Raw genomic sequence first — 20,244 nt, 5'->3', positions numbered from 1 at the left:
CGGCCGGCTCAACTCCCGTACGTGCCCCGCACCATGGCGCGCAGGTCGGCGTGGTGCAGGATCAGCGTGTCCGGGTCCGCCGGCACGGCGGCCTCTCCGAAGTGCACCTGGCGATAGGCGACGCGCAGCATGACGATCGCGTGCCGCAGGGCGGCGTAGAGAAGGTAGAAGTCCATGTCGCGCGGGGTGTGCCCGGTCAGGCGTGCGTAGCGCGCCTCGACCCGGTCGCGGCGCAGGAGTTCGGGCAGGCCGCGCTGTCCGGAGCCGACCGTGAGGTCGTGGAAGAAGCGGTGCAGATAGACCGTCCAGCCGAGGTCGACCTCGCGCGGGGCGAGCGCCGCCATCTCCCAGTCGAGCACGGCGACGGGGTCGAAGCCGTCGTAGACCACGTTCCCGATGCGCGCGTCGCCCCAGGTGAGGACGGGTGCGCCGGGCTCGCCCGGCCAGATGCGGGCCAGCCGGTCGAAGGCGGCCTCGATCAGCGGCGAGCGGGGCAGTCCGTCGATCACCCAGGCGTAGTAGGCGCGTTGGGCCGACACATGGCGGTGCAGCGCGTCGCCGTCGCCGGGCAGGGACAGGAAGTCGGCCTCTGCGGCGGGGACTTGGTCGTGCAGCCGGGCCAGCAGCCCGATGGTCGCCGCCTCCAGGTGCTCGCGCTCCGCCTCGCTCGCCGCGTGCAGCCAACTGCCCTCGTACGTGTACGGCATGACGTCCGGCGGCACCCGGCCCGCCACGCGTTCCATGACGAAGAACGGCGCCCCGAGCGGCTCCGGGTCCTCCTCCAGCCACAGCACTTGGGGCACGGGCACGTCGGTGCGCTCGGCCACGAGGCGCAGGGTGCGGTACTGGCGGGCCATGTCGTACTCCGGGAAGACGGTGTACGCCGACGGGTCCGCGGCCAGCCGCAACGCGCAGGAGCGCAGCGGTGGTCGGGGGTGCTCGATGTCGAACAGCAGGGTCTCGCTGGACATGCCGTTGGAGGCCGGGACGGTGATCCCGGTGGCCTTGGCGCCGGGCAGCCGGGTGCCGAGCCAGGCCGTGAGGCGGCGGCCGACTTCCTCGGGGTCGCGGGTGCTGGTGCGGGGGCGCATGCGGGGCTCCTCCCTCAGGGCGCGACCGAGTCGAAGCCGGTGAAGCCGCTCGGGTCGTGCCGGCCGAACGAGCCGTGTTCGAAGATGCCGTACCCGGTGCGTCCGTCGAGCCGGAAGCGGGCGGAGTGGTCGGTGACGCCGTAGGCGGCGAGGGGGTGCGGCGCCGTCATGTCGTACGTGCGGCGGTCGGTCCAGCCCGGTCCGCGCCAGGTGCCGTGCTGCCAGTCGTCGGCGGGCGGGTAGCCGGCACCGACGGCGAGCGGCGAGGAGGCGAGGATCTCGACGTCGAGTTGGCGGGAGCTGCGGGCATCGCCCAGGTGGACGACCGCCCGCCGCGGGTGGCGGGTGCCGGAGCGGTAGCTGATCTCGGCCTGGGGCCAGCCCAGTTGGCGGTCGCGGTGGCCGGGGCGGACGAGGGTCGCGTCGTTCAGGGAGCGGTGGCCGTCGGCGTCCTCCTGGGTGACGACCATCAGGAAGCGGTCTTCGAAGCGGACCGGGCACCAGATCCAGTGGAAGCCCTCGGTGGGGTGGTTCTCGGCGAGCGGTCCGCCGTCCTCGCCCGGGACCGGTCGCACGCCCCAGCTGCGGTCCCGGGTGCCGGTCCAGTCCGCGGCGGTGACCCGGAACTCCTCTCCCCCGGCCCGGATCACGCCCTCGGCGGTGCCGGCCTGCACGAAGCGGCGGCCCTCCAGGGTGAGCCGGTCGCCCCGGCGCTGGAGGTGGTGCGGCTCCCAGAGCGCGGGGAAGGCGGCCGTCCAGGTGAGGTCGTACGAGAGCTGCTCGTCCGCGCAGATCAGGCGCAGCCGGCGCAGCGGCTCGGCGACCTCGATGCGCAGCGGACCGACGGCGAGCCGCATGCGGTCCTCGCCGAGGGCGTCGCAGGCGCGGACGGCGTGCAGGGTGTCGCCGCTGCGCAGGGTGGCGTAGGCGTCGATCACGCCGAGGTTGGGGTAGACGCCGAGGCCCAGGACGAGCAGGGCGCGTCCGGCGTGGTCGAAGACGTGGAAGATGCAGCGGTCGTAGGCGTTGCGGTCCCCGGTGGCCACGTGCTTCATGGACAGCGGCACCTGGTGCACGGGGTACTCGTCGAGCGGTACGGGACGGTCGTCGGCCACGGACACCCCCTGGTGGACGGTTCGCTGACGGTACGTCAGTTAGGCGGGAGGTGGCCAGAGCGGGAACCGGACGTGCGTGAACTGACGCCCGATTCCGCGGGGCGGTGACCTGTCCGGCCTGGACGGCGTTGCCCGGGTATGACCCTCATGTACGAGGACACCGGGCGTCAGCGCCGACTCTTCGTCCCGCGCCCCGCGGAATCGGTTCCGCCGGCGCCGCAGGATCCGCCCATCTACCGCGCGCTCATGCGGGCGTGGGCCGACCGGGGCCGCACCCTGCCGGGCCGCCACGACCCGGAGTGGCTCAGGCTGGCGGCCCCGACGGTCCGTAGGGGGCAGTTCAGCGACCCTCGGGTCCCGCCACATGGCGGGCGATGACCATCCGCTGGATCTGGTTGGTGCCCTCCACGATCTGGAGGACCTTGGCCTCGCGCATATAGCGCTCGGCCGGGAAGTCGGCGGTGTAGCCGTAGCCGCCGAGTATCTGCACGGCGTCCGTGGTGACCTTCATGGCCGTGTCGCTGCAGTGCAGCTTGGCCATGGCGGCCTGCCGGGCGAACGGCTTGCCCGCGTCGCGCAGCCGGGCCGCCGCGAGGTAGAGCGCGCGGCCGGCCTCGATCTGGGTGGCCATGTCGGCGATCATGAAGCGCAGCCCCTGGAAGTCGGCGATGGGGCGGCCGAACTGGCGGCGCTCGCCGGCGTAGGCGACCGCCTGGTCCAGGGCGGCCTGGGCGAGGCCGATCGCGCAGGCCGCGATGCCGAGCCGGCCGGAGTCGAGGGCGGACAGGGCGATGGAGAAGCCCTGGCCCTCCTCGCCGATCCGCCGGTCGTCCCCGATGCGGACGCCGTCGAGGTGGACCTGTGCGGTGGGTGAGCCCTTCAGGCCCATCTTCTTCTCGGGCACGGCCGCGCCGAGGCCGGGGGCGTCGCCGGGGACCAGGAAGGCGGTGATGCCGCGCGGGCCGTCCTCGCCGGTGCGGGCCATCACGGTGTAGAAGTCGGCGATCCCGCCGTGGGTGATCCAGGCCTTGGTGCCGTTCAGCACCCACTCCTCGCCCTCCCGCACGGCCTTCGTGCGCAGGGACGCGGCGTCCGAGCCGGAGGACGGCTCGGAGAGGCAGTAGGCGCCGAGCAGACCGCCGCCGAGCATCGCGGGCAGGTGCTCGACCTGCTGCTGCTTGGTGCCGTAGGTGGCGAGGGCGTAGGAGGCGAGCGTGTGCACGCTGACGCCCATGCCCACGGTGAGCCGGGCCATGGCCAGTTCCTCCAGGACCTGGAGGTAGACCTCGTAGGGCTGGTCGCCGCCGCCGTACTCGGCGCCGTACGGCAGGCCGAGCAGTCCCGACTCGGAGAGCAGGGTGAAGACCTCGCGCGGGAAGCGGCCCGCTTCCTCCTCCTCGGCGGCCGTCGGCGCGATCTCGCGCTGGGCGATCTCACGGACGAGCGCGAGCAGGTCCCTCGCCTCTTCCGTGGGCAGTTGACGCTCCACCGGCTGCGGGTCGCGGTCGGACATGGCGTCGGTCTCCTCCCTGTCGGGCACAGGCGGGTGGCCCGTGGGGTGGGAGCTGCTCCGCCTGATCGTTCTGGATGGCCGCGGGCGCCCGCTCCTGGGTCTCAGGAGTTGCTGACCAGCGGCTCTGCGCTGTGAGTATGCCCGATCAGGGACCTCCCGTCACCAGTTAACGACCGCTTACTTCAAGAAAGCATCACTACTCGGAGCATGCAACTTTCAACAGAAAGTGACGGAGGTTCCCGCGCCGGACGTACGCGGGACGACCGGCTCTCAGGTGTCGCGGCGGGCCGGCTGCGGGGCCGGGTGGGCCGGATCCAGCTCCTCGACGGCGCGCAGGACGCCGCCCAGCGTCTTCACCAGCAGCTCGCGCATCAGGTCGCGGGACAGCCCGGGGCGGTCGATCCAGTCCAGGGTCGCGCCCTCGACGCTGCACACCCAGGACAGCAGGCCCATCCGGGCCGGAGCGGAGATGTCCCGGCGGCCGTAGGCGCCCTCGGCGATGGTGTCGATGATCGCCTCGCGCACGCCGTCCCGTATGGCGTGCACCTCGGCGTCGAAGCCGACGCCGCCGCTGACGATCGTGCGGTACGCGGCCTGGTGATACTCGGCGTAGCGCAGATAGCTGTCGATGGTGCGGTGGACGCGGTCGACGGCGGCCAGGTCGAGCCCGCTCGCCGCGAAGGTGACCAGGTCGGCCACGGAGTCCTGGATGATCGCCAGGTAGTAGCCCCGCTTGGACTGGAAGTAGTAGTAGATCAGCCCCTTGGCGACATGCGCCTGGCGGGCGATGTCGTCCATGGACAGCGCGTCGTAGGATGTGTCGGCGAACAACTTCCGCCCGATGGCGATGAGTTCGGCGCGACGCGCGACCGAGCGCTCGGTGCCGCGCATCCGGGGACGGACGGCGGCACGCTGGTGCGGCATGTTCAATTTCGACCCTGTTCCAGGCGGTCGGCGGGACATCCGCAGTATGTCAGAACAAGCCGCACGCGTGAGCGGGTCGGATCAGAGCAGACCGAGCTGGGTCACGAGCATCGCGACGACGGCCACGAGGACCCATCCCATGACGTGCTCGACGATCTTCGGGCCGTCGTCGCGGGGCCCTCCGGTGCGGGCGCGGGTGGCGGTGGCCGGGTGTGCGGTCATGGAGTTACTCGCAGAGGTCGGACGTACAGAGCAGGTTCCCCACCCATTTGTCCACCTTGCCACCCGCGACGGCTTGTGCGGTGATGAGCTTGCTCACACGGTCAGCGCACGCCCACCGCCGCGAGCGCCTCGCGCCGGCGCGGGTCCGGACGCGCCGGGAAGTAGAGGTAGCAGACTCCCCCGCTGCCGGAGACGACCTTGCCGGCGGCGTTGTACCGCTTGGTCCGCAGCCAGATGTTCTCGAACTCCCGTCTGCGATAGACCCGTCGGACCGCTGCGTCGTCCGGCGAGGCCGGGTCGTTGGCGATGACGTCGCCCTCCGCGGTGAAGCCGATGACGGTCATCAGATGGCCGGAGGTGCCGTAGCCCGCGCCGGTCAGCTCGCTCGCCAGGAAGGACTGGGATGTTATGACCGGGATGCCGGCCGCGACCAGCGTCTCCACGTCGGTGAGCGAGGCGAGCCGGGTGACCACGCCCTGGATGCCGTCGAAGGTGGCCGCGTAGGCGGCGTTGAACGGCCAGTTGCCGCAGCCCTCGTACTGGTAGTCGTAGGTGAACCGGGCCGCGTTGTCGACCTGCGGGTCGGCGTAGGACGGGTCCACCCAGGCCAGTTGCTCGGGGGTGAGCCGGCCGCCCCAGTACTCGACGATCATCTGCGAGGAGGTGGGGCTGCACCAGGCCTCGCCGCCGTTGTCGTACTGCGGGTACTGGCCCTTGTGGATCTCCTGCGAGTAGCGCGGGACGGTCAGTTCGTGGGTGAGGCCGGGGGCGGAGGCCGGGACCGTGAAGCGGTCGGGGACGTCGGAGCCCATGGCGCCGAGCCGCCAGACGGTCGGGGTCAGCTCGGTGCCGGGCCTGCGGTAGAGGGTCAGGCGCAGCCGGTACGAGACCAGGCGCAGACCGGTGCTCGCGTCGGCGATGGCGAAGGTGTCGGTCGAGATGGCGCTCCTGCCGTCGCCCTGGCCGTCCACCGAGGTCCGCCTGATGTCCTGGTCGCCGGCGGCCCAGCGGCCCATCACGTACCAGGGGGTGGCGGTGCCGTCGGAGTACGTGCCCCGCAGTTCGACCTGGAGCCAGGTGCCCTCGGGGGTGTGGGCGTTCCAGGAGGCGACGACCTCGGTGGCCGGGACGGCGAGGAGGTGGACCGGACCGGTCCACACGGCGTACTCCCAGGTGGCGGTCGTGCCGGTGTGCGGGTCGGTGTAGTCGGTGCGGCCGGCGGGGATGCCGATCACGACGCCGGGGCGCACGCCGGAGACGGCCCGGACGCCCTCGGCGGCGCCGAGGCGCCACTGGCGGTACGTGGTCCAGGCCCGGTAGTCGATGGGGCGGGCCTGCGCCCGGGCGGGCCGGCCGGCCCCGGCGGACGTCCGCTGCGCGGCGGCGGCAGCGGGGGGCGCGGCGCCGGCCGCGGCTGCGGCGACCACTGCGGCGGCGGTGAGGACGGTTCTGCGGGACGGCTGCTGGGCTCTGCTCATGGGCGCGGTTACCCCCAGGTGTCCGGGTCGGGGCTGGTCCGGTAGGTGGTCTGCGCCAACTATGAGGCAGGCGCCATGCCCCTGCCAGCGCTTCGGCGCATGCCGCGCGATGAATATTGGTCTGCGCCTCTGGCCCCGTGCCCCGCGCCCCTGGGATCGCGGGGTGCGGGGCACGGGCGGTCACACGAGGTCCATCGCCGCCACCTCGTCGGGGCCGCCGTAGCTGACCGGCCCCTGGAAGCGGCGGCGGGCGGTGGCGAACCACCACACCGTCGCGACGAGCAGGACGGCGGCGAGCGCGATCGGCGCGTAGTTGAAGGAGTCGACGGTGAGCGGCGAGGCCTGCGGCAGCATGAACAGCACGCTGCTGAGCAGGATCCAGATCACCGCGAGCCAGCCGACCGGCCGGCCCCAGCGGCCCAGGTGCCAGGGGCCCGGTTCGAACCCGTCCCCGAGCCGCAGCCGCAGGAAGATCGGCACGGCGTAGGCGAGGAAGAGACCGACCACGTTGACGCTGACGATCGCGGTGAACGCCGTGTGGGACCACCAGCCGGGCACGACGAGGGCCAGCGAGCAGACGACCGCGAGCCAGACCGCCTTCACGGGCGTACGGGTGCGCGTCGAGACCGAGTGCCACCAGCGCGAGCCGGGCATCGCGCCGTCCCGGGAGAAGGCGAAGATCTGCCGGGTGTTACTGGTGAGGTTGGCGAGACCGCAGAAGAGCATCGCGCCGATGACGATGAGGAGCATGACCTTGGCGGTGCCGAGGCCGAGTGCGTCGATGAGGATCTGCACGGGTGGTGCGCCCGCGCCGGCTTCCTTGGCGTAGTCGCCAATGCTATAGACCAATGCGAGCATCAGGATCAGGCCGGTGATCGCCGAATAGCCGATGGCGCGGGTGATCCCCCTCGGCGCGTTGACCGTCGCGCGGACCGTTTCCTCCGACATGTGGAAGCTGCCGTCGAAGCCGGTGAAGGTCCAGCTGGTCACCAGCAGACCGAGCATGCCGCCGTAAAGTCCGCTCGTGAAGCCGGTGTTGTTCTCGAAATGCGTCACGAACGAAGCCGGTTGATGGTGATCCGGGATCACTATGAGTGCGCCCACGATCACGACCAGTCCGATCAGCAGCCACCACACGGAAATGCGGTTCAGTACGGCGACGAGCTGCACGGTGTAGGTGTTGGCGAGCCCCTGCACCACGATGACCAGCGCTGTGATCAGCACCGTTTGATGCGTGGTCGGCTGGTAGGACGGCCACTGGAGGCTCACGAAGGCCTGGATGAAGGTGGCGGCCGCATAGCCCGTGGCGGCGGTGCCGCCGATCTGGCCGACGAAGTTCAGCCAGCCCGTGAACCAGGACCAGGCCCCTTTGTGCCGCTTGGCGAGTTTACCGGCGGAGAAATACAGGGCGCCGCTCGTCGGATAGGCCGAGGCGACTTCCGCCATGGCCGCGCCGATGAGCAGCACCATCACGGACACGCCGATCCAGCCGAAAACGAGAATGCGGGGGCCGCCCGCACCCATTCCGAATCCGAAGGAGGAGAAAATGCCCGAGAGGATATTGATGATGGTGAAGGAGATCGCAAAATTGTCGAACGCCTGGAAGCGCCGGGTGAGCTTGCGCGGATAGCCCATCGCATGCAGGGTCGCGTCGTCGTCGAGCGCGACCGCCTCTTCGCCCGCACGGGCCTTCGCCCGTGGAGCCGACATCCGTTCCGACACTGTTCGCCTTTCTCTCGGTGGGGGCGGAGCACGCGTCTCCCGGGGGCGGAGACCGTGCGGGGTCAGGCGGGCCCCGGGACGGGCAGGCCGCAGGCGCGCCGGGCCCGGGAGAGCTGCTCGGCGGGGTCGCCGAAGGCGCTCCAGGGCATGCGCGAGGCGTACGGGCCCATCGCCGTGAACACCGCCCGGGCCTCGAACTCGCGCTGGCCCATGACCAGCGCGTGCGCGAGGTAGGCCAGGTCGAGCACCGGGGTGAAGCGGTATCCGGCCACCGCGGGCAGCCAGTTCTGGTAGATCGCGAGCGCGGTGGCACGCCACTGCGGCTGCTCCCAGACCTGGTCGGCGAGCAACTGGGTCGGGTTGTAGCTCTCCACCAGGGCCACCAGGGGCAGCAGCCGCAGGGCGGAGTCGGCGGGCGCCCGCTGGCTGAGGAAGGCGGCCACGTCCCAGGCGGCGTTGACGGAGCCGCCGTGGCGCGTGAAGAAGAAGGAGAGGAAGCGGTGGTGGGCCTCGCGGTGCCAGGGGTCCAGCGAGAGGACGTGGGCGAACAGCCGCCAGGGGCCGGGCGGGGCGGTGAGCAGGCCGTGCGGGGCCGGGTCGCGCAGCCGGTGCAGCCGGGCCATAGCGAGCTTGGCCGCCCAGGGGGTGGGGTCCGCGGGGGCCAGGGCGGCGGCGCGGTCGCAGGCGGTCAGGGCGATCCGCTCCAGCGCCTCGGCGCGCTCGTCGTGGGCGTCCGCGGCCCGCAGCGCGCGCTGCACCGCGACCCGGGCCCACATCAGCGCGGCCTCGGGGGTCGGCTCCTCGTCGAGCCAGCGCTCGACCAGATCGGTGCCGGCGGCCTCGGAGGCGATAACCAGCGAGCGATGGGCGCGCAGGCCGAAGTCGGAACGCGTCTCGGCGAGCGCCTCGTACGCGTATCGATAACGACCGGCACGCACGTCGACGCATACACTCGCCAGCACACGGTCGTCGGCGGCCGGATGCCACACATACTGCCCTTCGAATAACTCCGCGGCCATGTTCCCCTACCAGTCCCCGTACGACGCATGGTCAGTTGCGCTGGAGGCACCCTACTCACGGGCGGGCACCCCCGGAACGCCGAATTCGACATATCGGTCAGGTGATTTCCCGAATGTTTTTCCGGGCCATTGACTGGCCGCCAGCCGATGGTTCAAGCCTCGACTAGACTGTTTCCGGAAATCCACCCACACCACCGCACACCTCGGGAACCGTCATTCGCGACCTCGCCGCCCGGCTGCGCCGGCTCCCGCCCTCCCTCGGGCCGGTCCGGCTGATCGGCGTCGACGGGCACGCCGGCTCCGGAAAGTCCACGTTCGCCGGGCAGTTGGCCGCCGCGCTGGACGGGGCGCCGGTGCTGCACCTCGACGACGTCGCGAGCCACGAGCAGCTCTTCGACTGGACGGACCGGCTCATGGCCCAGGTGGTCGGCCCGCTCGCCCGCGGCGAGAGCGGGCACTACACCCCCTACGACTGGCGGGCCCGTGCCTTCGGCGCGACGCGGCCGCTGCCCGCCGCGCCGGTGATCCTGCTGGAGGGCGTCGGCGCCGGCCGCCGGGAGCTGCGGCCGCATCTGGCGCGGCTGCTGTGGATGGAGCTGCCCCGGGAGGAGTCCTGGGCGCGCGGCCGGCTGCGGGACGGGGCGGAGCAGCGGGAGTTCTGGGACGGCTGGGTCGAGGCGGAGCGCGCGCACTTCGCCGCCGACCCCTCGTACCCCCATGCCGATCTCCTGGTGACACAGACACCGATGGGGTACGAGGTGCTGCCGGGACCCGGGTCAACCCCTGGACCGGACCAGGCCGTGACCCTGAGTGACGGGACATCGGCAATGTGGTGAAGCCGTGAAGGCCCCTGCGGGTGAACTTCTCCGAGTGCCTCAACTCTGCTTGACCGGGGTCCCGTACAGGTCTTACGTTCTCAATGTGCGGTCAATCGGAACCGCCCACCAACGCGAAGCCCCCGGTTGTTCCCCCGTGACCGGGGGCTTCGTACTGCCCTAATGCCGCTTTCCGGGCGCTCCGCGCATCGAGCCGCTCACCCTCGGTCACGAAGTCTGTCCGCCCCGTCCGCTCCCACCTCGTCAAACGGCCCCTACGGCACCCTTCGGCAGGCGGTCCCGGCGCGGGTACGATGCCATCGGTGCGAGCGACGAGCGGCTGCCTCGCACACTGCAACTCCGGTCCGCGGCACGGCGGTTCGACCGCGGCGGCCCCGGGCGTCCGCCCGGTGGTGAACCACGGGGGCACGGTCTGTGGGGGGACGGATGGACTTCGGCACGCAGGGCCCCGACGCTCCGGCCGACCTCGCCTGGCTGCGAGGTGTCGACGCGTACACGATGGGAGCCTATCCGCAGGCGGAGGAGGAGTTCCGCACCGCGGTGCGGATGGACCCGGGCATGGCGGACGGCTGGCTCGGGCTGCACGCGCTCCGGGTCGACACGACGACCGCGCTGCTCAGAATGTTCCGGCACCGCGACCGCTTCGGCGAGCAGCGCACCCGGCACCGCAGGCCCCTCAACTCGTGGTACTGGCTGGGCTGGTGGGTGCAGCCGGTGCTGGAGAGCCCGCGCGATCTGCTGCTGGCGCACGCCTCGCACTGGCTGGACGGCCGGCACGTGCCCGAGCTGGACCGGGCGCTCGCCGGACTGCCCCCCGTCGACACCGACCCCCAGGTGCGCTTCCTGCACGCCTGCCGGGCCTATCTGGTCAAGGACTGGGAGCAGTTGGTCCGGCACACCGACCCGCTGCTGGACGATCCCCTGCTCGGCATCGAGGCGGGCCTGTTCGGCGGCATGGCCCGGGTCCGGCTGGAGATGTACGGCCAGGCCGAGCCGCTGCTGTCGGCGGCGCTGATGCGCTGCCGCAGCGAGCAGCCGCAGCGCAAGGAGCTGCGCTACTGGCTGGCGCGGGCGCACGAGGGCACGGGCCGCTCGGCGGCGGCGCTCCCCCTGTACCGGGCCGTGCACCGCGTCGACCCCGCGTTCATGGACACCTCGGCGCGCCTCGCGGCGATCGCCGAGGGGGACGGGTACGACGACGCCGCCGACCTGGCCGCGATCAGCCTGACCGGCGCCGGGCAGGACAGCGTCGACGGACCGGACGGCTTCGACGCCCTCTTCGGCACCGAGGGCCGTGATCTGCGCCTGCCGGAGCCGGATCTGCCGACCGGGCCCCTGCCCTCGGTGGCCGACCCGGCGGTGCGCGCGAAGACAGGGGTCTCCTCCTCCCCGATCCCGGCCGGGCCGACGGATCCCGCCCTGCTGGAGGAGGCGCTCGCCGAGCTGGAGCGCATGGTGGGGCTGGAGCCGGTCAAGCGCCAGGTGAAGGCGTTGTCCGCGCAGCTGAACATGGCCCGGCTGCGGGCCGGGCAGGGGCTGCCGGTGCAGCCGCCGAAGCGGCACTTCGTCTTCTCCGGCCCGTCGGGGACCGGCAAGACCACGGTGGCCCGGATCCTCGGCCGGGTCTTCTACGCGCTCGGCCTGCTCGGCGGGGACCACCTGGTGGAGGCCCAACGGGCGGATCTCGTCGGCGAGTACCTCGGGCAGACGGCCGTGAAGGCCAACGAGCTGATCGACTCCGCGATCGGCGGTGTCCTGTTCGTGGACGAGGCGTACTCGCTGTCGAACTCCGGGTACGGCAAGGGGGACGCGTACGGCGACGAGGCCCTGCAAGTGCTGCTGAAGCGGGCCGAGGACAACCGGGACCACCTGGTGGTGATCCTGGCCGGCTATCCCGAGGGCATGGACCGGCTCCTGGCCGCGAACCCCGGGCTGTCCTCGCGCTTCACGACCCGTGTCGACTTCCCCTCCTACCGGCCCCAGGAACTCACCGAGATCGGCAAGGTGCTGGCGGCGGAGAACGGGGACGTGTGGGACGAGGAGGCGCTGGAGGAGCTGCGCTCGATCGCCGGGCACGTGGTCGATCAGGGGTGGATCGACGAGCTGGGCAACGGCCGCTTCCTGCGGACGCTGTACGAGAAGAGCTGCGCGTACCGGGACCTGCGGCTCTCCGCCTACCTGGGCGCGCTCTCCCGGGACGACCTGGCGACGCTGCGGCTGCCCGACCTGATGCAGGCGTACGGAGAGGTGCTGTCGGGGCGGGGCCCACAGGATCCGCCGGGCATGTGAGCGCCCTCCCCCGAACGGACGCGGGGAACCGGAACGGACTCGGGGAACTACGTGACGGCCGGCCACCGGCCCGCCGTCACGCGGCTCCCCGCCGTCCGGGCTAGTTGGCGAGCGCCCCCTCCGGCTCGTCGCTGACTCTCGGCTCGGGCATCTCGCGGTGGGCCGGGTCCCGTACCTCTCCCACCAGCAGCTCCAGTACGTCCTCCAGGGCCACCAGACCCAGCACCTTGCCGGAGGCGTCGGCCACCTGGGCCAGGTGCGTGGCCGCGCGGCGCATGACCGTGAGGGCGTCGTCGAGCGGCAGCTCGGCCCGCAGGGTGGTCATGGGGCGCCAGACGTGCTGCGGGACGGCACGGTCGGAGCTCTCCAGGTCCAGGACGTCCTTGACGTGGACGTAGCCCATGAAGGCGCCCTTGTCCGTCGCCGCGACCGGGAAGCGGGAGTAGCCGGTGCGGGCCGTCAGGTCGACGATCTCGCCCGGGGTGACCGCCGGCGCCACGACGACCAGGGACTCCCGGCGCAGCAGGACGTCCGTCACCGGGCGGGAGCCCAGCTCCAGGGCGTCCTCCAGGCGCTCCCGCTCCTCGGGGCCGAGCAGGCCCGCCTGGCCGGAGTCCTCCAGCAGGCGGTTGAGCTGCTCGGTGGTGACGACCGCCTCCACCTCGTCCTTCGGCTCGACCCGGAACAGGCGCAGGATGGCCTGGGCGCAGGCGCCGAGGGCGACCGTGATCGGCTTGCACACGCGGGCGAACGCCACAAGGCCCGGGCTGAGCCAGAGCGCCGCCTTCTCAGGGGCCGCCATCGCGAGGTTCTTCGGCACCATCTCGCCGATCACCAGGTGGAAGAAGACGACCGCCATCAGCGCGATCACATAACCCAGCGGGTGGATCATGCCGTCCGGCAGCCGGACCGCCGCGAACACCGGCTCCAGCAGATGCGCCACCGTCGGCTCGGCGACCGCGCCGAGGGTCAGGGAGCAGACCGTGATGCCGAACTGGGCGGCGGCCATCATCTGCGGCAGGCGCTGCAGGCCGTAGAGCACCTGGCGGGCGCGCGCCGTGCCGAGCGGCTCGATCTGGCTGCGGCGCACGGAGACGAGCGCGAACTCGGCACCGACGAAGAAGCCGTTGGCGAGCACGAGCAGCGCGGCGAAGGCCAGTTGGAGGAGGCTCATCGGGCGGCCTCCATCACGTTCGCCGCCGGGGCCGTCCTGACCAGGCGGACCCGTTCGGCGCGGTAGTGGCCGACGCGGCGCACCGAGAGCCGCCAGCCGGGCAGTTCGGCCCGGTCGCCGGGGGCCGGGATCCTGCCGAGCAGGTCCGCGACCAGTCCGGCGACCGTCTCGTACGGCCCCTCGGGCACGTCGAGTCCTATGCGCTGGAGGATGTCGACGCGGACGCTGCCGTCGACGTCCCAGGCGGGCTTGCCGTCCTGCGGCGGGGCGACGGCGAATTCCGGCGTGTCCGGGCGGTCGTGCTCGTCGCGGACCTCGCCGACGAGTTCCTCGACGATGTCCTCCAGGGTGACGACGCCGGCCGTGCCGCCGTACTCGTCGACGACGACCGCGATGGGCTGCTCGGAGCGAAGCCGGGCGAGGAGGGGCTGGACCGGCAGGGTCTCGGGGACGAGCAGCGCCTTGCGGGCGATGCGGCTCACCGGGGTGCGCAGCCGGTCGTGGACCGGGACGGCCAGGGCGTCCTTGAGGTGGGCCATGCCGACGATCTCGTCGATCTTCTCCCGGTAGACGGGGAAACGGGACAGGCCGGTGGCCCGGGTGAGGTTCACGACGTCCTCGGCGCTGGCCGAGTCCTGGAGGGCGCTGACCTTCACGCGCGGGGTCATGACGTGCTGTGCGGTCAGCTCGCCCAGGGACAGGGTGCGCACGAACAGGTCGGCGGTGTCCTGCTCCAGGGCGCCGGCCTGGGCGGAGTGCCGGGCCAGGGAGACGAGCTCGCCCGGGGTGCGGGCGGAGGCCAGTTCCTCGGCCGGCTCGACGCCGAGGGCCCGGACGAGCCGGTTGGCCACGGTGTTGAGCGCGGCGATCACCGGGCGGAACAGCCGCGAGAAGTGGGCCTGCGGGCCGACGACGAAGCGCGCGACCTGGAGCGGCTTGGACACCGCCCAGTTCTTGGGCACGAGTTCGCCGATGACCATCTGGATCGCGGAGGCCAGCAGCATGCCGACGACCGCGGCGATACCGGAGACGGCACCGCCCGGCAGGCCGAGTGCGGCGAACGGGCCGTGCAGCAGCCGGGCCAGGGCCGGTTCGGCGAGCATACCGACGACCAGGGAGGTGATGGTGATGCCGAGCTGGGTGCCGGAGAGCTGGAAGGACAGCTCCTTCAGCGACTCGACGACCGTACGAGCGCGTCGGTCGCCGTCGGCGGCGGCCTTCTCGGCCTCCGGGCGCTCGACCGTCACGAGGCCGAACTCGGCCGCCACGAAGAATCCGTTGGCGAGAATCAGCAGGAGGGCGGCTGCCAGGAGCAGCAGAGAGGTGGTCACGATGCCGCCGCCTTCCCGGTATGTCGGGTCGGGGCGGCGCAGGTACTACAGGACGATCCGTCCATCGCTGGAGGGAGTCACTCCTCGGGTAGCAGGAACCCCTGGGCACCGGGGCGGCGCGCAGGGGCGGAGGCGCAGCGAAAAGGCCTCCGCCACCAGATTAATCAAGACAAGGGCCGCTCGGGCAGGGTGGGCGCCCCGGAGTCGTCCCCGATCTGCCCCCGAGTGAGCCCGGAGCCGACCTCGAGGAGGCCGCGACGCGCCCCCTGAGTGGCCGTGCTCGGCCGCCGGGTCAGCCCCGGTCGTGGGCGGCGTCGACCGTCGAGCGGGCCTCGGCGAGCGCCCGCAGAGTCCGCGCGTCGGCGATGGCACGCTCCTTGGCGAGGCCCGGCTGGATGCCGAGCGCCGGCAGGCTGGTGCCGTCGCTGAGGTTGAGGAACACCCACGGGTCGCCCGGGCGGAGGTTCACCTGAACGATCTCCGCCCATTCCAGGCGCCGCTTACTGGCGATGTTGACCACGGTGACGCCGGAGTCGTCGGCGACCACCCTGATCCGGGCCAGCAGGGCGAGCACCCAGAAGATGAGCCCTCCGGTGACGACGAAGCTGAGCCGCTCGCCCGGGCCCAGCTGCTCCAGCAGCAGGCCGACCGCCGTGATGGTCAGGAAGATCGCCACGCCGGCGGTGAGCAGGATGGCCCGGGTGTGGCCCGGCCGGAAGGTGACGGGGAGGTCGGGAAGGGAGGTCGGGTCGGACATCGGTCGGCGTACCCCTCTACAGGCGGCAGGCGTGGATGGCCGTGGTGAGGATGGCGCGGGCGCCGATGGCGTAGAGGTCGTCCATGATCCGCTGCGCCTCCTTGGCGGGGACCATGGCGCGGACCGCGACCCAGCCCTCGTTGTGCAGCGGCGAGACGGTCGGGGACTCCAGGCCGGGGGTGAGTGCGACGGCCTTCTCCAGCTGCTCGACGCGGCAGTCGTAGTCCATCATCACGTACGTCCGCGCGACCAGGACGCCCTGGAGGCGGCGCAGGAACTGCTGGACCTTCGGCTCGGCGGCCTCCGCGGCGTCGGCGCCGGTGCGGCGGATGACGATCGCCTCGGACTTCATGATCGGCTCGCCGAACACCTCCAGGCCGGCGTTGCGCAGGCTGGTGCCGGTCTCGACGACGTCGGCGATCACCTCGGCGACGCCCAGCTCGATCGCGGTCTCGACGGCGCCGTCGAGGTGGACGACGGAGGCGTCGACGCCGCTGTCCGCGAGGTGCCCCGCGACGATGCCCTCGTAGGAGGTGGCGACCGTCCTGCCCTTGAGGTCCGCGATGCCGTTCGCCGTGCCGGGCTTGGCGGCGAAGCGGAAGGTGGAGCGGGCGAAGCCGAGCGGGAGGATCTCCTCGGCGCCGGCGCCGGAGTCGATCAGCAGGTCGCGGCCGGTGATGCCGATGTCGAGGCGGCCGGAGGAGACGTAGATCGCGATGTCGCGGGGACGGAGGTAGAAGAACTCGACCTCGTTCTCCGGGTCGACGATCCGCAGCTCCTTGGACTCGCGGCGCTGCTGGTAGCCGGCCTCATGCAGCATCTCCGCCGCAGGGCCGGACAGGGAACCCTTGTTGGGGACGGCGATGCGCAGCATGAGGTCGGCTTCCTTTGCGTGAAGGGGTTTTACGGCTGGTACGGCAGGCTGTTCACAGGTGGGCGTAGACGTCGTCCAGGGAGATCCCGCGGGCGACCATCATCACCTGGACGTGGTAGAGCAGCTGCGAGATCTCCTCGGCGGCCGCTTCCTTGCCCTCGTACTCGGCGGCCATCCAGACCTCGGCGGCCTCCTCGACGACCTTCTTGCCGATGGCATGGACGCCTTTGCCGACCAGCTCTGCGGTGCGGGAGGTGGCGGGATCGCCGTGGGCGGCCTTGTGCTGGAGCTCGGTGAAGAGCTCCTCGAACGTCTTCTTGGACATGGTGTGCCCCACCCTAGCCGCTGTGGTGGCCGACCTAGTGCCAGGGTTCGGATACCGAGCGCAGCGTGGCCGCCGTCGCCACCGCCGCCGTCACCGCCTCGTGCCCCTTGTCCTCGTTGGAGCCCTCGATGCCGGCCCGGTCCAGGGCCTGCTCCTCGGTGTCGCAGGTGAGCACGCCGAAGCCGACGGGGACGCCGGTCTCGATGCTGACCTGGGTGAGGCCCTGGGTGACGCCCTGGCACACGTAGTCGAAGTGGGGCGTGCCACCGCGGATGACGACGCCGAGGGCGACCACCGCGTCGTAGCCGCGGCCCGCGAGGACCTTGGCGGCGACCGGGAGCTCGAAGCTGCCGGGGACCCGGATCAGGGTCGGCTCGTCGATCCCCAGGTCGTGCAGGGCGCGCAGGGCGCCGTTCACCAGACCGTCCATCACCTTCTCGTGCCACTGCGCCGCGATGACGGCGACCCTGAGGTCGCTCGCGCCCCGTACGGACAGCTCCGGTGCACCCTTGCCGCTCACGTTTCTCCCTTGAATGCTTGCTTACTGGTTGCCGCAGGCCGCCACGGCGGGCGTGTCGAGCCAGGGCAGGTCGTGGCCCATCCGGTCGCGCTTGGTGCGCAGGTACCGCAGATTGTGCTCCCCGGCCTGGACCGGCATCGGCTCGCGGTCGGTGACCTTGATGCCGCGGCTACGCAACGCGTCCGTCTTGTCCGGATTGTTGGTCATGAGCCGGACGCTGCGCACGCCGAGGTCGGTCAGGATCTGCGCACCCGCGCCGTAGTCCCGGGCGTCGGCCGGCAGGCCGAGTTCGAGGTTGGCGTCGAGCGTGTCGCGGCCCTGCTCCTGGAGTTCGTACGCCCGGAGCTTGGACAGCAGGCCGATGCCGCGGCCCTCGTGGCCGCGCAGGTAGACCACGACGCCCCGGCCCTCCTTCTGGATGCGCTCCAGCGAGGTGTCCAGCTGGGGGCCGCAGTCGCAGCGCAGGGAGCCGAAGACGTCGCCGGTGAGGCACTCGGAGTGGACGCGGACCAGGACGTCCTCCCCGTCGCCGATCTCGCCGTGCACGAGGGCGACGTGCTCGACGCCGTCGGCGACGGCCCGGTAGCCGTAGGCGGTGAAGGTGCCGTGGGCGGTGGGCAGCCGGGTCTCGGCCTCGCGGCGGACGGTGGGCTCGCTGCTGCGGCGGTAGGCGATCAGGTCCTCGATGGAGATGATCGTGAGGCCGTGCTTGCGGGCGAACGGGACCAGCTCGGGCAGCCGGAGCATCCGGCCGTCCTCGCCGGCGATCTCCACGATGGCGCCGGCCGGGCGCAGGCCCGCGAGCCGGGCGAGGTCGACGGCGGCCTCGGTGTGGCCGTCGCGCACGAGGACACCGCCGGGCCTGGCGCGCAGCGGGAAGACATGGCCGGGGCGGACGAAGTCCGTCGGCTCGGCGGTGCCGCTCGCCAACAGCTGGAGCGTGGTGGCGCGGTCGGCGCCGGAGATGCCGGTGGTCACGCCGTGTGCGGCGGAGGCGTCCACGGAGACGGTGAAGGCGGTCTTCATCGACTCGGTGTTGTCCTCGACCATCTGCGGCAGCCGCAGCCGGTCGAGTTCCTCGCCCTCCATGGGGGCGCAGATCAGGCCCCGGCACTCGCTCATCATGAAGGCGACGATCTCGGGGGTCGCCTTCTCGGCGGCGATGACGAGGTCGCCCTCGTTCTCCCGGTCCTCGTCGTCCACGACCACGACCGGGCGGCCCGCGGCGATGTCGGCGATGGCCTGTTCGACGGGGTCGAGCAGGAAGTCCTCAAGGGGATCGATGTCGTGGAGCAGAGGTGCCGCGGTCATGCCGGAGCTCCTTCCAGGACGGGCTGCGGACGCCTGCGGGAGCGCAGCCACCAGTCGCGCATGCCCCACAGGACGAGCGCGCCGTAGATGACGTAGACGAAACCGGAGAAGGCGTAGCCGTTGGTGAAGTTGAGGGGAACGCCGACGACGTCGACGAGGAGCCAGGCGATCCAGAACTCGACCATGCCCTTGGCCTGGGCGTACATCGCGACGACGGTGCCGACGAATATGTACGCGTCCGGCCAGGGGTCCCAGGACAGGCTCGGGTACGCCTGGAAGAACAGGGCGACGGCGACCGTGCCCACGGCGGCCGCGGCGAGCATGGCCGCGCGCTCGCGCCAGGTGGCGAAGCGGGGCGTGATGTGGCCGTCGCCGGCGCGGTCCTTGGTGCGCTGCCACTGCCACCAGCCGTACAGGGCAACGGCCATGACGACGGCCTGCTTGCCGGCGCTGCCTGCCAGATGGCCGTAGAAGGCGGCGAAGAGGACGAGGCCGGAGAGGAACTGCACGGGCCAGGTCCACAGGGAGCGGCGCCAGCCGAGGGCGAGGGTGATCAGGCCGAGGATGTTGCCGACCATGTCCGACCAGATGATGCGCTGGCCGAAGAGGGTGAAGGCCTCGGAGTTCAGCCAGTTCACTTGCCGGCTCCCTCGGCGCGGTCGCCGAGGAGGCGCTCGACGTACTTGGCGATGACGTCGACCTCCAGGTTGACCGGGTCGCCGGCCTGCTTCACGCCGAGCGTGGTCAGGTCGAGGGTGGTCGGGATGAGGCTGACCGTGAAGTAGTCCGGGCCGGCCTCGACGACGGTGAGGCTGATGCCGTCGACGGTGACGGAGCCCTTCTCGACCACGTAGCGGGCGAGGTCCGCGGGGAGGGAGATCTTCACGATCTCCCAGTTCTCGGAGGGCGTGCGGGCGAGCACCTGGCCCGTGCCGTCGACGTGGCCCTGCACGATGTGGCCGCCCAGGCGGGCGCCCACGGCGGTGGGGCGTTCGAGGTTGACGCGGGAGCCGACGGTGAGCGCGCCGAGGCTGGAGCGCTTCAGGGTCTCGGCCATGACGTCGGCCGTGAACTCGTCGCCCTCGTGCTCGACGACGGTGAGACAGACGCCGTTCACGGCGATGGAGTCGCCGTGCTGCGCGCCCTTGGTCACGACGGGGCCACGGAGCTTGAAGCGGGAGGCGTCGCCGAGGTTCTCGACGGCGGTGACCTCACCCAGCTCTTCGACGATTCCGGTGAACACTTCCCGGGTCCTCCTGCCTCTTCGGGCACGGACTCCGGGGCCTGTCGATGACGACAGCAGGTACGAGTGAGCACGAAGGGACGACGCCGACAAGGACCCGTCCGGGTACGGACGAGCCCAGATACGACGGCGCACACGAAAGACGTGCCCGCTCGCCGCGCACTGCCTCCCATCCGGACTTTAACCGTCGGTCCAGGAATTTCACCTGGTCAACCGGCCGCTGGAAGCGACCGGGTCGCGGACTGTAACCGCCGGTTCGGACTTTCACCGACCCCGGAGTGCGCTGCTTCTGGTACAGGGCCAGTGTGCCACGCCGGACCGGCATCCAGACAGGCGAGGCGTGTGGCCTCCCTCACAGCGCGTGCCGGCACCCTTGCGCGGCGCAGCCGCACGGGACAACTGCCCTTCGGGGACGTCCGGTTGACGGTGCCCCGGATGGCGGCCCGGACCATTGACCGTACTGGTCTAGTCCTTTTAGGGTGCGGACGGGTCCGGTGGCG

The 20,244-nt window shown here is 71.6% G+C and carries 19 protein-coding genes and 1 riboswitch; of the genes, 2 read left to right on the top strand and 17 right to left on the bottom strand.

Annotated elements, in window-relative coordinates; translation table 11 throughout:
• Positions 1-8: 8 nt before the first annotated feature.
• From ACZ4MF_RS36170 to ACZ4MF_RS36135, 8 genes are all read right to left on the bottom strand, one after another.
• Entirely contained in the window at positions 9-1,091 is a 1,083-nt protein-coding gene (locus ACZ4MF_RS36170; protein WP_467496854.1) for a phosphotransferase family protein, read from the bottom strand.
• 14 nt (positions 1,092-1,105) lie between these two features.
• Positions 1,106-2,206 carry an Rv3169 family protein gene (locus tag ACZ4MF_RS36165; protein ID WP_467496852.1) on the bottom strand — a complete coding sequence of 367 codons (1,101 nt, stop codon included), beginning with the start codon at positions 2,204-2,206 and terminating at the stop codon, positions 1,106-1,108.
• Between the two features lie 340 nt (positions 2,207-2,546).
• Complete coding sequence (locus tag ACZ4MF_RS36160; RefSeq protein ID WP_467496850.1) at positions 2,547-3,719, bottom strand: acyl-CoA dehydrogenase family protein; 1,173 nt, start codon at positions 3,717-3,719, stop codon at positions 2,547-2,549.
• Positions 3,720-3,989: 270 nt separating this feature from the next.
• Entirely contained in the window at positions 3,990-4,643 is a 654-nt protein-coding gene (locus ACZ4MF_RS36155) for a TetR/AcrR family transcriptional regulator (RefSeq protein ID WP_467496848.1), read from the bottom strand.
• A gap of 81 nt (positions 4,644-4,724) precedes the next feature.
• A complete protein-coding gene (locus tag ACZ4MF_RS36150) occupies positions 4,725-4,865 on the bottom strand; it encodes an SCO1431 family membrane protein (RefSeq protein WP_358657992.1) in 141 nt (46 codons plus the stop codon).
• A gap of 101 nt (positions 4,866-4,966) precedes the next feature.
• Positions 4,967-6,343 (bottom strand): peptidase C39 family protein, encoded by a 1,377-nt coding sequence (locus ACZ4MF_RS36145; RefSeq protein WP_467496845.1) that lies wholly within the window; start codon positions 6,341-6,343, stop codon positions 4,967-4,969.
• A gap of 180 nt (positions 6,344-6,523) precedes the next feature.
• Entirely contained in the window at positions 6,524-8,053 is a 1,530-nt protein-coding gene (locus ACZ4MF_RS36140; RefSeq protein ID WP_467496844.1) for an amino acid permease, read from the bottom strand.
• 74 nt (positions 8,054-8,127) lie between these two features.
• Positions 8,128-9,084, bottom strand: coding sequence for a hypothetical protein (locus ACZ4MF_RS36135; RefSeq protein WP_467496842.1), 957 nt, complete (start codon positions 9,082-9,084; stop codon positions 8,128-8,130).
• A 215-nt stretch (positions 9,085-9,299) separates the two neighbouring features.
• Here ACZ4MF_RS36135 and ACZ4MF_RS36130 point away from each other — a divergent pair, with 215 nt between their 5' ends.
• Together ACZ4MF_RS36130 and ACZ4MF_RS36125 are read left to right on the top strand one after the other, a co-directional pair.
• Positions 9,300-9,920 (top strand): uridine kinase family protein, encoded by a 621-nt coding sequence (locus ACZ4MF_RS36130; protein ID WP_467496917.1) that lies wholly within the window; start codon positions 9,300-9,302, stop codon positions 9,918-9,920.
• A gap of 426 nt (positions 9,921-10,346) precedes the next feature.
• Entirely contained in the window at positions 10,347-12,209 is a 1,863-nt protein-coding gene (locus tag ACZ4MF_RS36125) for an AAA family ATPase (RefSeq protein WP_467496841.1), read from the top strand.
• Between the two features lie 100 nt (positions 12,210-12,309).
• Here ACZ4MF_RS36125 and ACZ4MF_RS36120 read toward each other — a convergent pair whose 3' ends face one another.
• The 9 genes from ACZ4MF_RS36120 to ACZ4MF_RS36080 form a co-directional block, all read right to left on the bottom strand.
• Positions 12,310-13,383, bottom strand: coding sequence for a hemolysin family protein (locus ACZ4MF_RS36120; protein ID WP_402069024.1), 1,074 nt, complete (start codon positions 13,381-13,383; stop codon positions 12,310-12,312).
• Entirely contained in the window at positions 13,380-14,714 is a 1,335-nt protein-coding gene (locus ACZ4MF_RS36115; protein WP_467496838.1) for a hemolysin family protein, read from the bottom strand. Before ACZ4MF_RS36115 ends, ACZ4MF_RS36120 begins: the two co-directional genes overlap by 4 nt.
• Before the next feature lie 292 nt (positions 14,715-15,006).
• Positions 15,007-15,471, bottom strand: a complete 465-nt coding sequence (locus ACZ4MF_RS36110; protein WP_467496836.1) for a PH domain-containing protein — start codon at positions 15,469-15,471, stop codon at positions 15,007-15,009.
• 16 nt (positions 15,472-15,487) lie between these two features.
• Positions 15,488-16,345, bottom strand: coding sequence for an ATP phosphoribosyltransferase (hisG, locus tag ACZ4MF_RS36105; RefSeq protein WP_362822005.1), 858 nt, complete (start codon positions 16,343-16,345; stop codon positions 15,488-15,490).
• A gap of 52 nt (positions 16,346-16,397) precedes the next feature.
• A complete protein-coding gene (locus ACZ4MF_RS36100) occupies positions 16,398-16,670 on the bottom strand; it encodes a phosphoribosyl-ATP diphosphatase (protein WP_007491392.1) in 273 nt (90 codons plus the stop codon).
• A gap of 34 nt (positions 16,671-16,704) precedes the next feature.
• Positions 16,705-17,190, bottom strand: a complete 486-nt coding sequence (gene ribH, locus ACZ4MF_RS36095; RefSeq protein ID WP_071375103.1) for a 6,7-dimethyl-8-ribityllumazine synthase — start codon at positions 17,188-17,190, stop codon at positions 16,705-16,707.
• 21 nt (positions 17,191-17,211) lie between these two features.
• Positions 17,212-18,501: a bifunctional 3,4-dihydroxy-2-butanone-4-phosphate synthase/GTP cyclohydrolase II gene (locus tag ACZ4MF_RS36090; protein WP_467496832.1), complete on the bottom strand. Its 1,290-nt coding sequence runs from the start codon at positions 18,499-18,501 to the stop codon at positions 17,212-17,214.
• Complete coding sequence (gene pnuC / locus ACZ4MF_RS36085) at positions 18,498-19,139, bottom strand: nicotinamide riboside transporter PnuC (RefSeq protein WP_467496830.1); 642 nt, start codon at positions 19,137-19,139, stop codon at positions 18,498-18,500. Before pnuC ends, ACZ4MF_RS36090 begins: the two co-directional genes overlap by 4 nt.
• Positions 19,136-19,744 (bottom strand): riboflavin synthase, encoded by a 609-nt coding sequence (locus ACZ4MF_RS36080; RefSeq protein ID WP_467496828.1) that lies wholly within the window; start codon positions 19,742-19,744, stop codon positions 19,136-19,138. The genes pnuC and ACZ4MF_RS36080 overlap by 4 nt, the downstream gene beginning before the upstream one ends.
• A 155-nt stretch (positions 19,745-19,899) precedes the next feature.
• Positions 19,900-20,030, bottom strand: a riboswitch (FMN riboswitch).
• Positions 20,031-20,244 lie beyond the last annotated feature (214 nt).

The sequence above is a fragment of the Streptomyces sp. NPDC025793 genome, assembly GCF_055558375.1.
Note: the sequence above shows the minus strand (reverse complement) of the source record. Positions and strands in the feature narration are given on the sequence as shown.

Excerpts from the sequence above, each read along its gene's own strand:
- ACZ4MF_RS36125 (WP_467496841.1), top strand. The coding sequence starts at position 10,347 with ATGGACTTCGGCACGCAGGGCCCCGACGCTCCGGCCGACCTCGCCTGG.
- ACZ4MF_RS36160 (WP_467496850.1), bottom strand. The coding sequence starts at position 3,719 with ATGTCCGACCGCGACCCGCAGCCGGTGGAGCGTCAACTGCCCACGGAA.
- ACZ4MF_RS36150 (WP_358657992.1), bottom strand. The coding sequence starts at position 4,865 with ATGACCGCACACCCGGCCACCGCCACCCGCGCCCGCACCGGAGGGCCC.
- ACZ4MF_RS36170 (WP_467496854.1), bottom strand. The coding sequence starts at position 1,091 with ATGCGCCCCCGCACCAGCACCCGCGACCCCGAGGAAGTCGGCCGCCGC.
- hisG (WP_362822005.1), bottom strand. The coding sequence starts at position 16,345 with ATGCTGCGCATCGCCGTCCCCAACAAGGGTTCCCTGTCCGGCCCTGCG.
- ACZ4MF_RS36155 (WP_467496848.1), bottom strand. The coding sequence starts at position 4,643 with ATGCCGCACCAGCGTGCCGCCGTCCGTCCCCGGATGCGCGGCACCGAG.
- ACZ4MF_RS36110 (WP_467496836.1), bottom strand. The coding sequence starts at position 15,471 with ATGTCCGACCCGACCTCCCTTCCCGACCTCCCCGTCACCTTCCGGCCG.
- ACZ4MF_RS36090 (WP_467496832.1), bottom strand. The coding sequence starts at position 18,501 with ATGACCGCGGCACCTCTGCTCCACGACATCGATCCCCTTGAGGACTTC.
- ACZ4MF_RS36100 (WP_007491392.1), bottom strand. The coding sequence starts at position 16,670 with ATGTCCAAGAAGACGTTCGAGGAGCTCTTCACCGAGCTCCAGCACAAG.
- ACZ4MF_RS36120 (WP_402069024.1), bottom strand. The coding sequence starts at position 13,383 with ATGAGCCTCCTCCAACTGGCCTTCGCCGCGCTGCTCGTGCTCGCCAAC.
- ACZ4MF_RS36140 (WP_467496844.1), bottom strand. The coding sequence starts at position 8,053 with ATGTCGGCTCCACGGGCGAAGGCCCGTGCGGGCGAAGAGGCGGTCGCG.
- ACZ4MF_RS36145 (WP_467496845.1), bottom strand. The coding sequence starts at position 6,343 with ATGAGCAGAGCCCAGCAGCCGTCCCGCAGAACCGTCCTCACCGCCGCC.
- ACZ4MF_RS36135 (WP_467496842.1), bottom strand. The coding sequence starts at position 9,084 with ATGGCCGCGGAGTTATTCGAAGGGCAGTATGTGTGGCATCCGGCCGCC.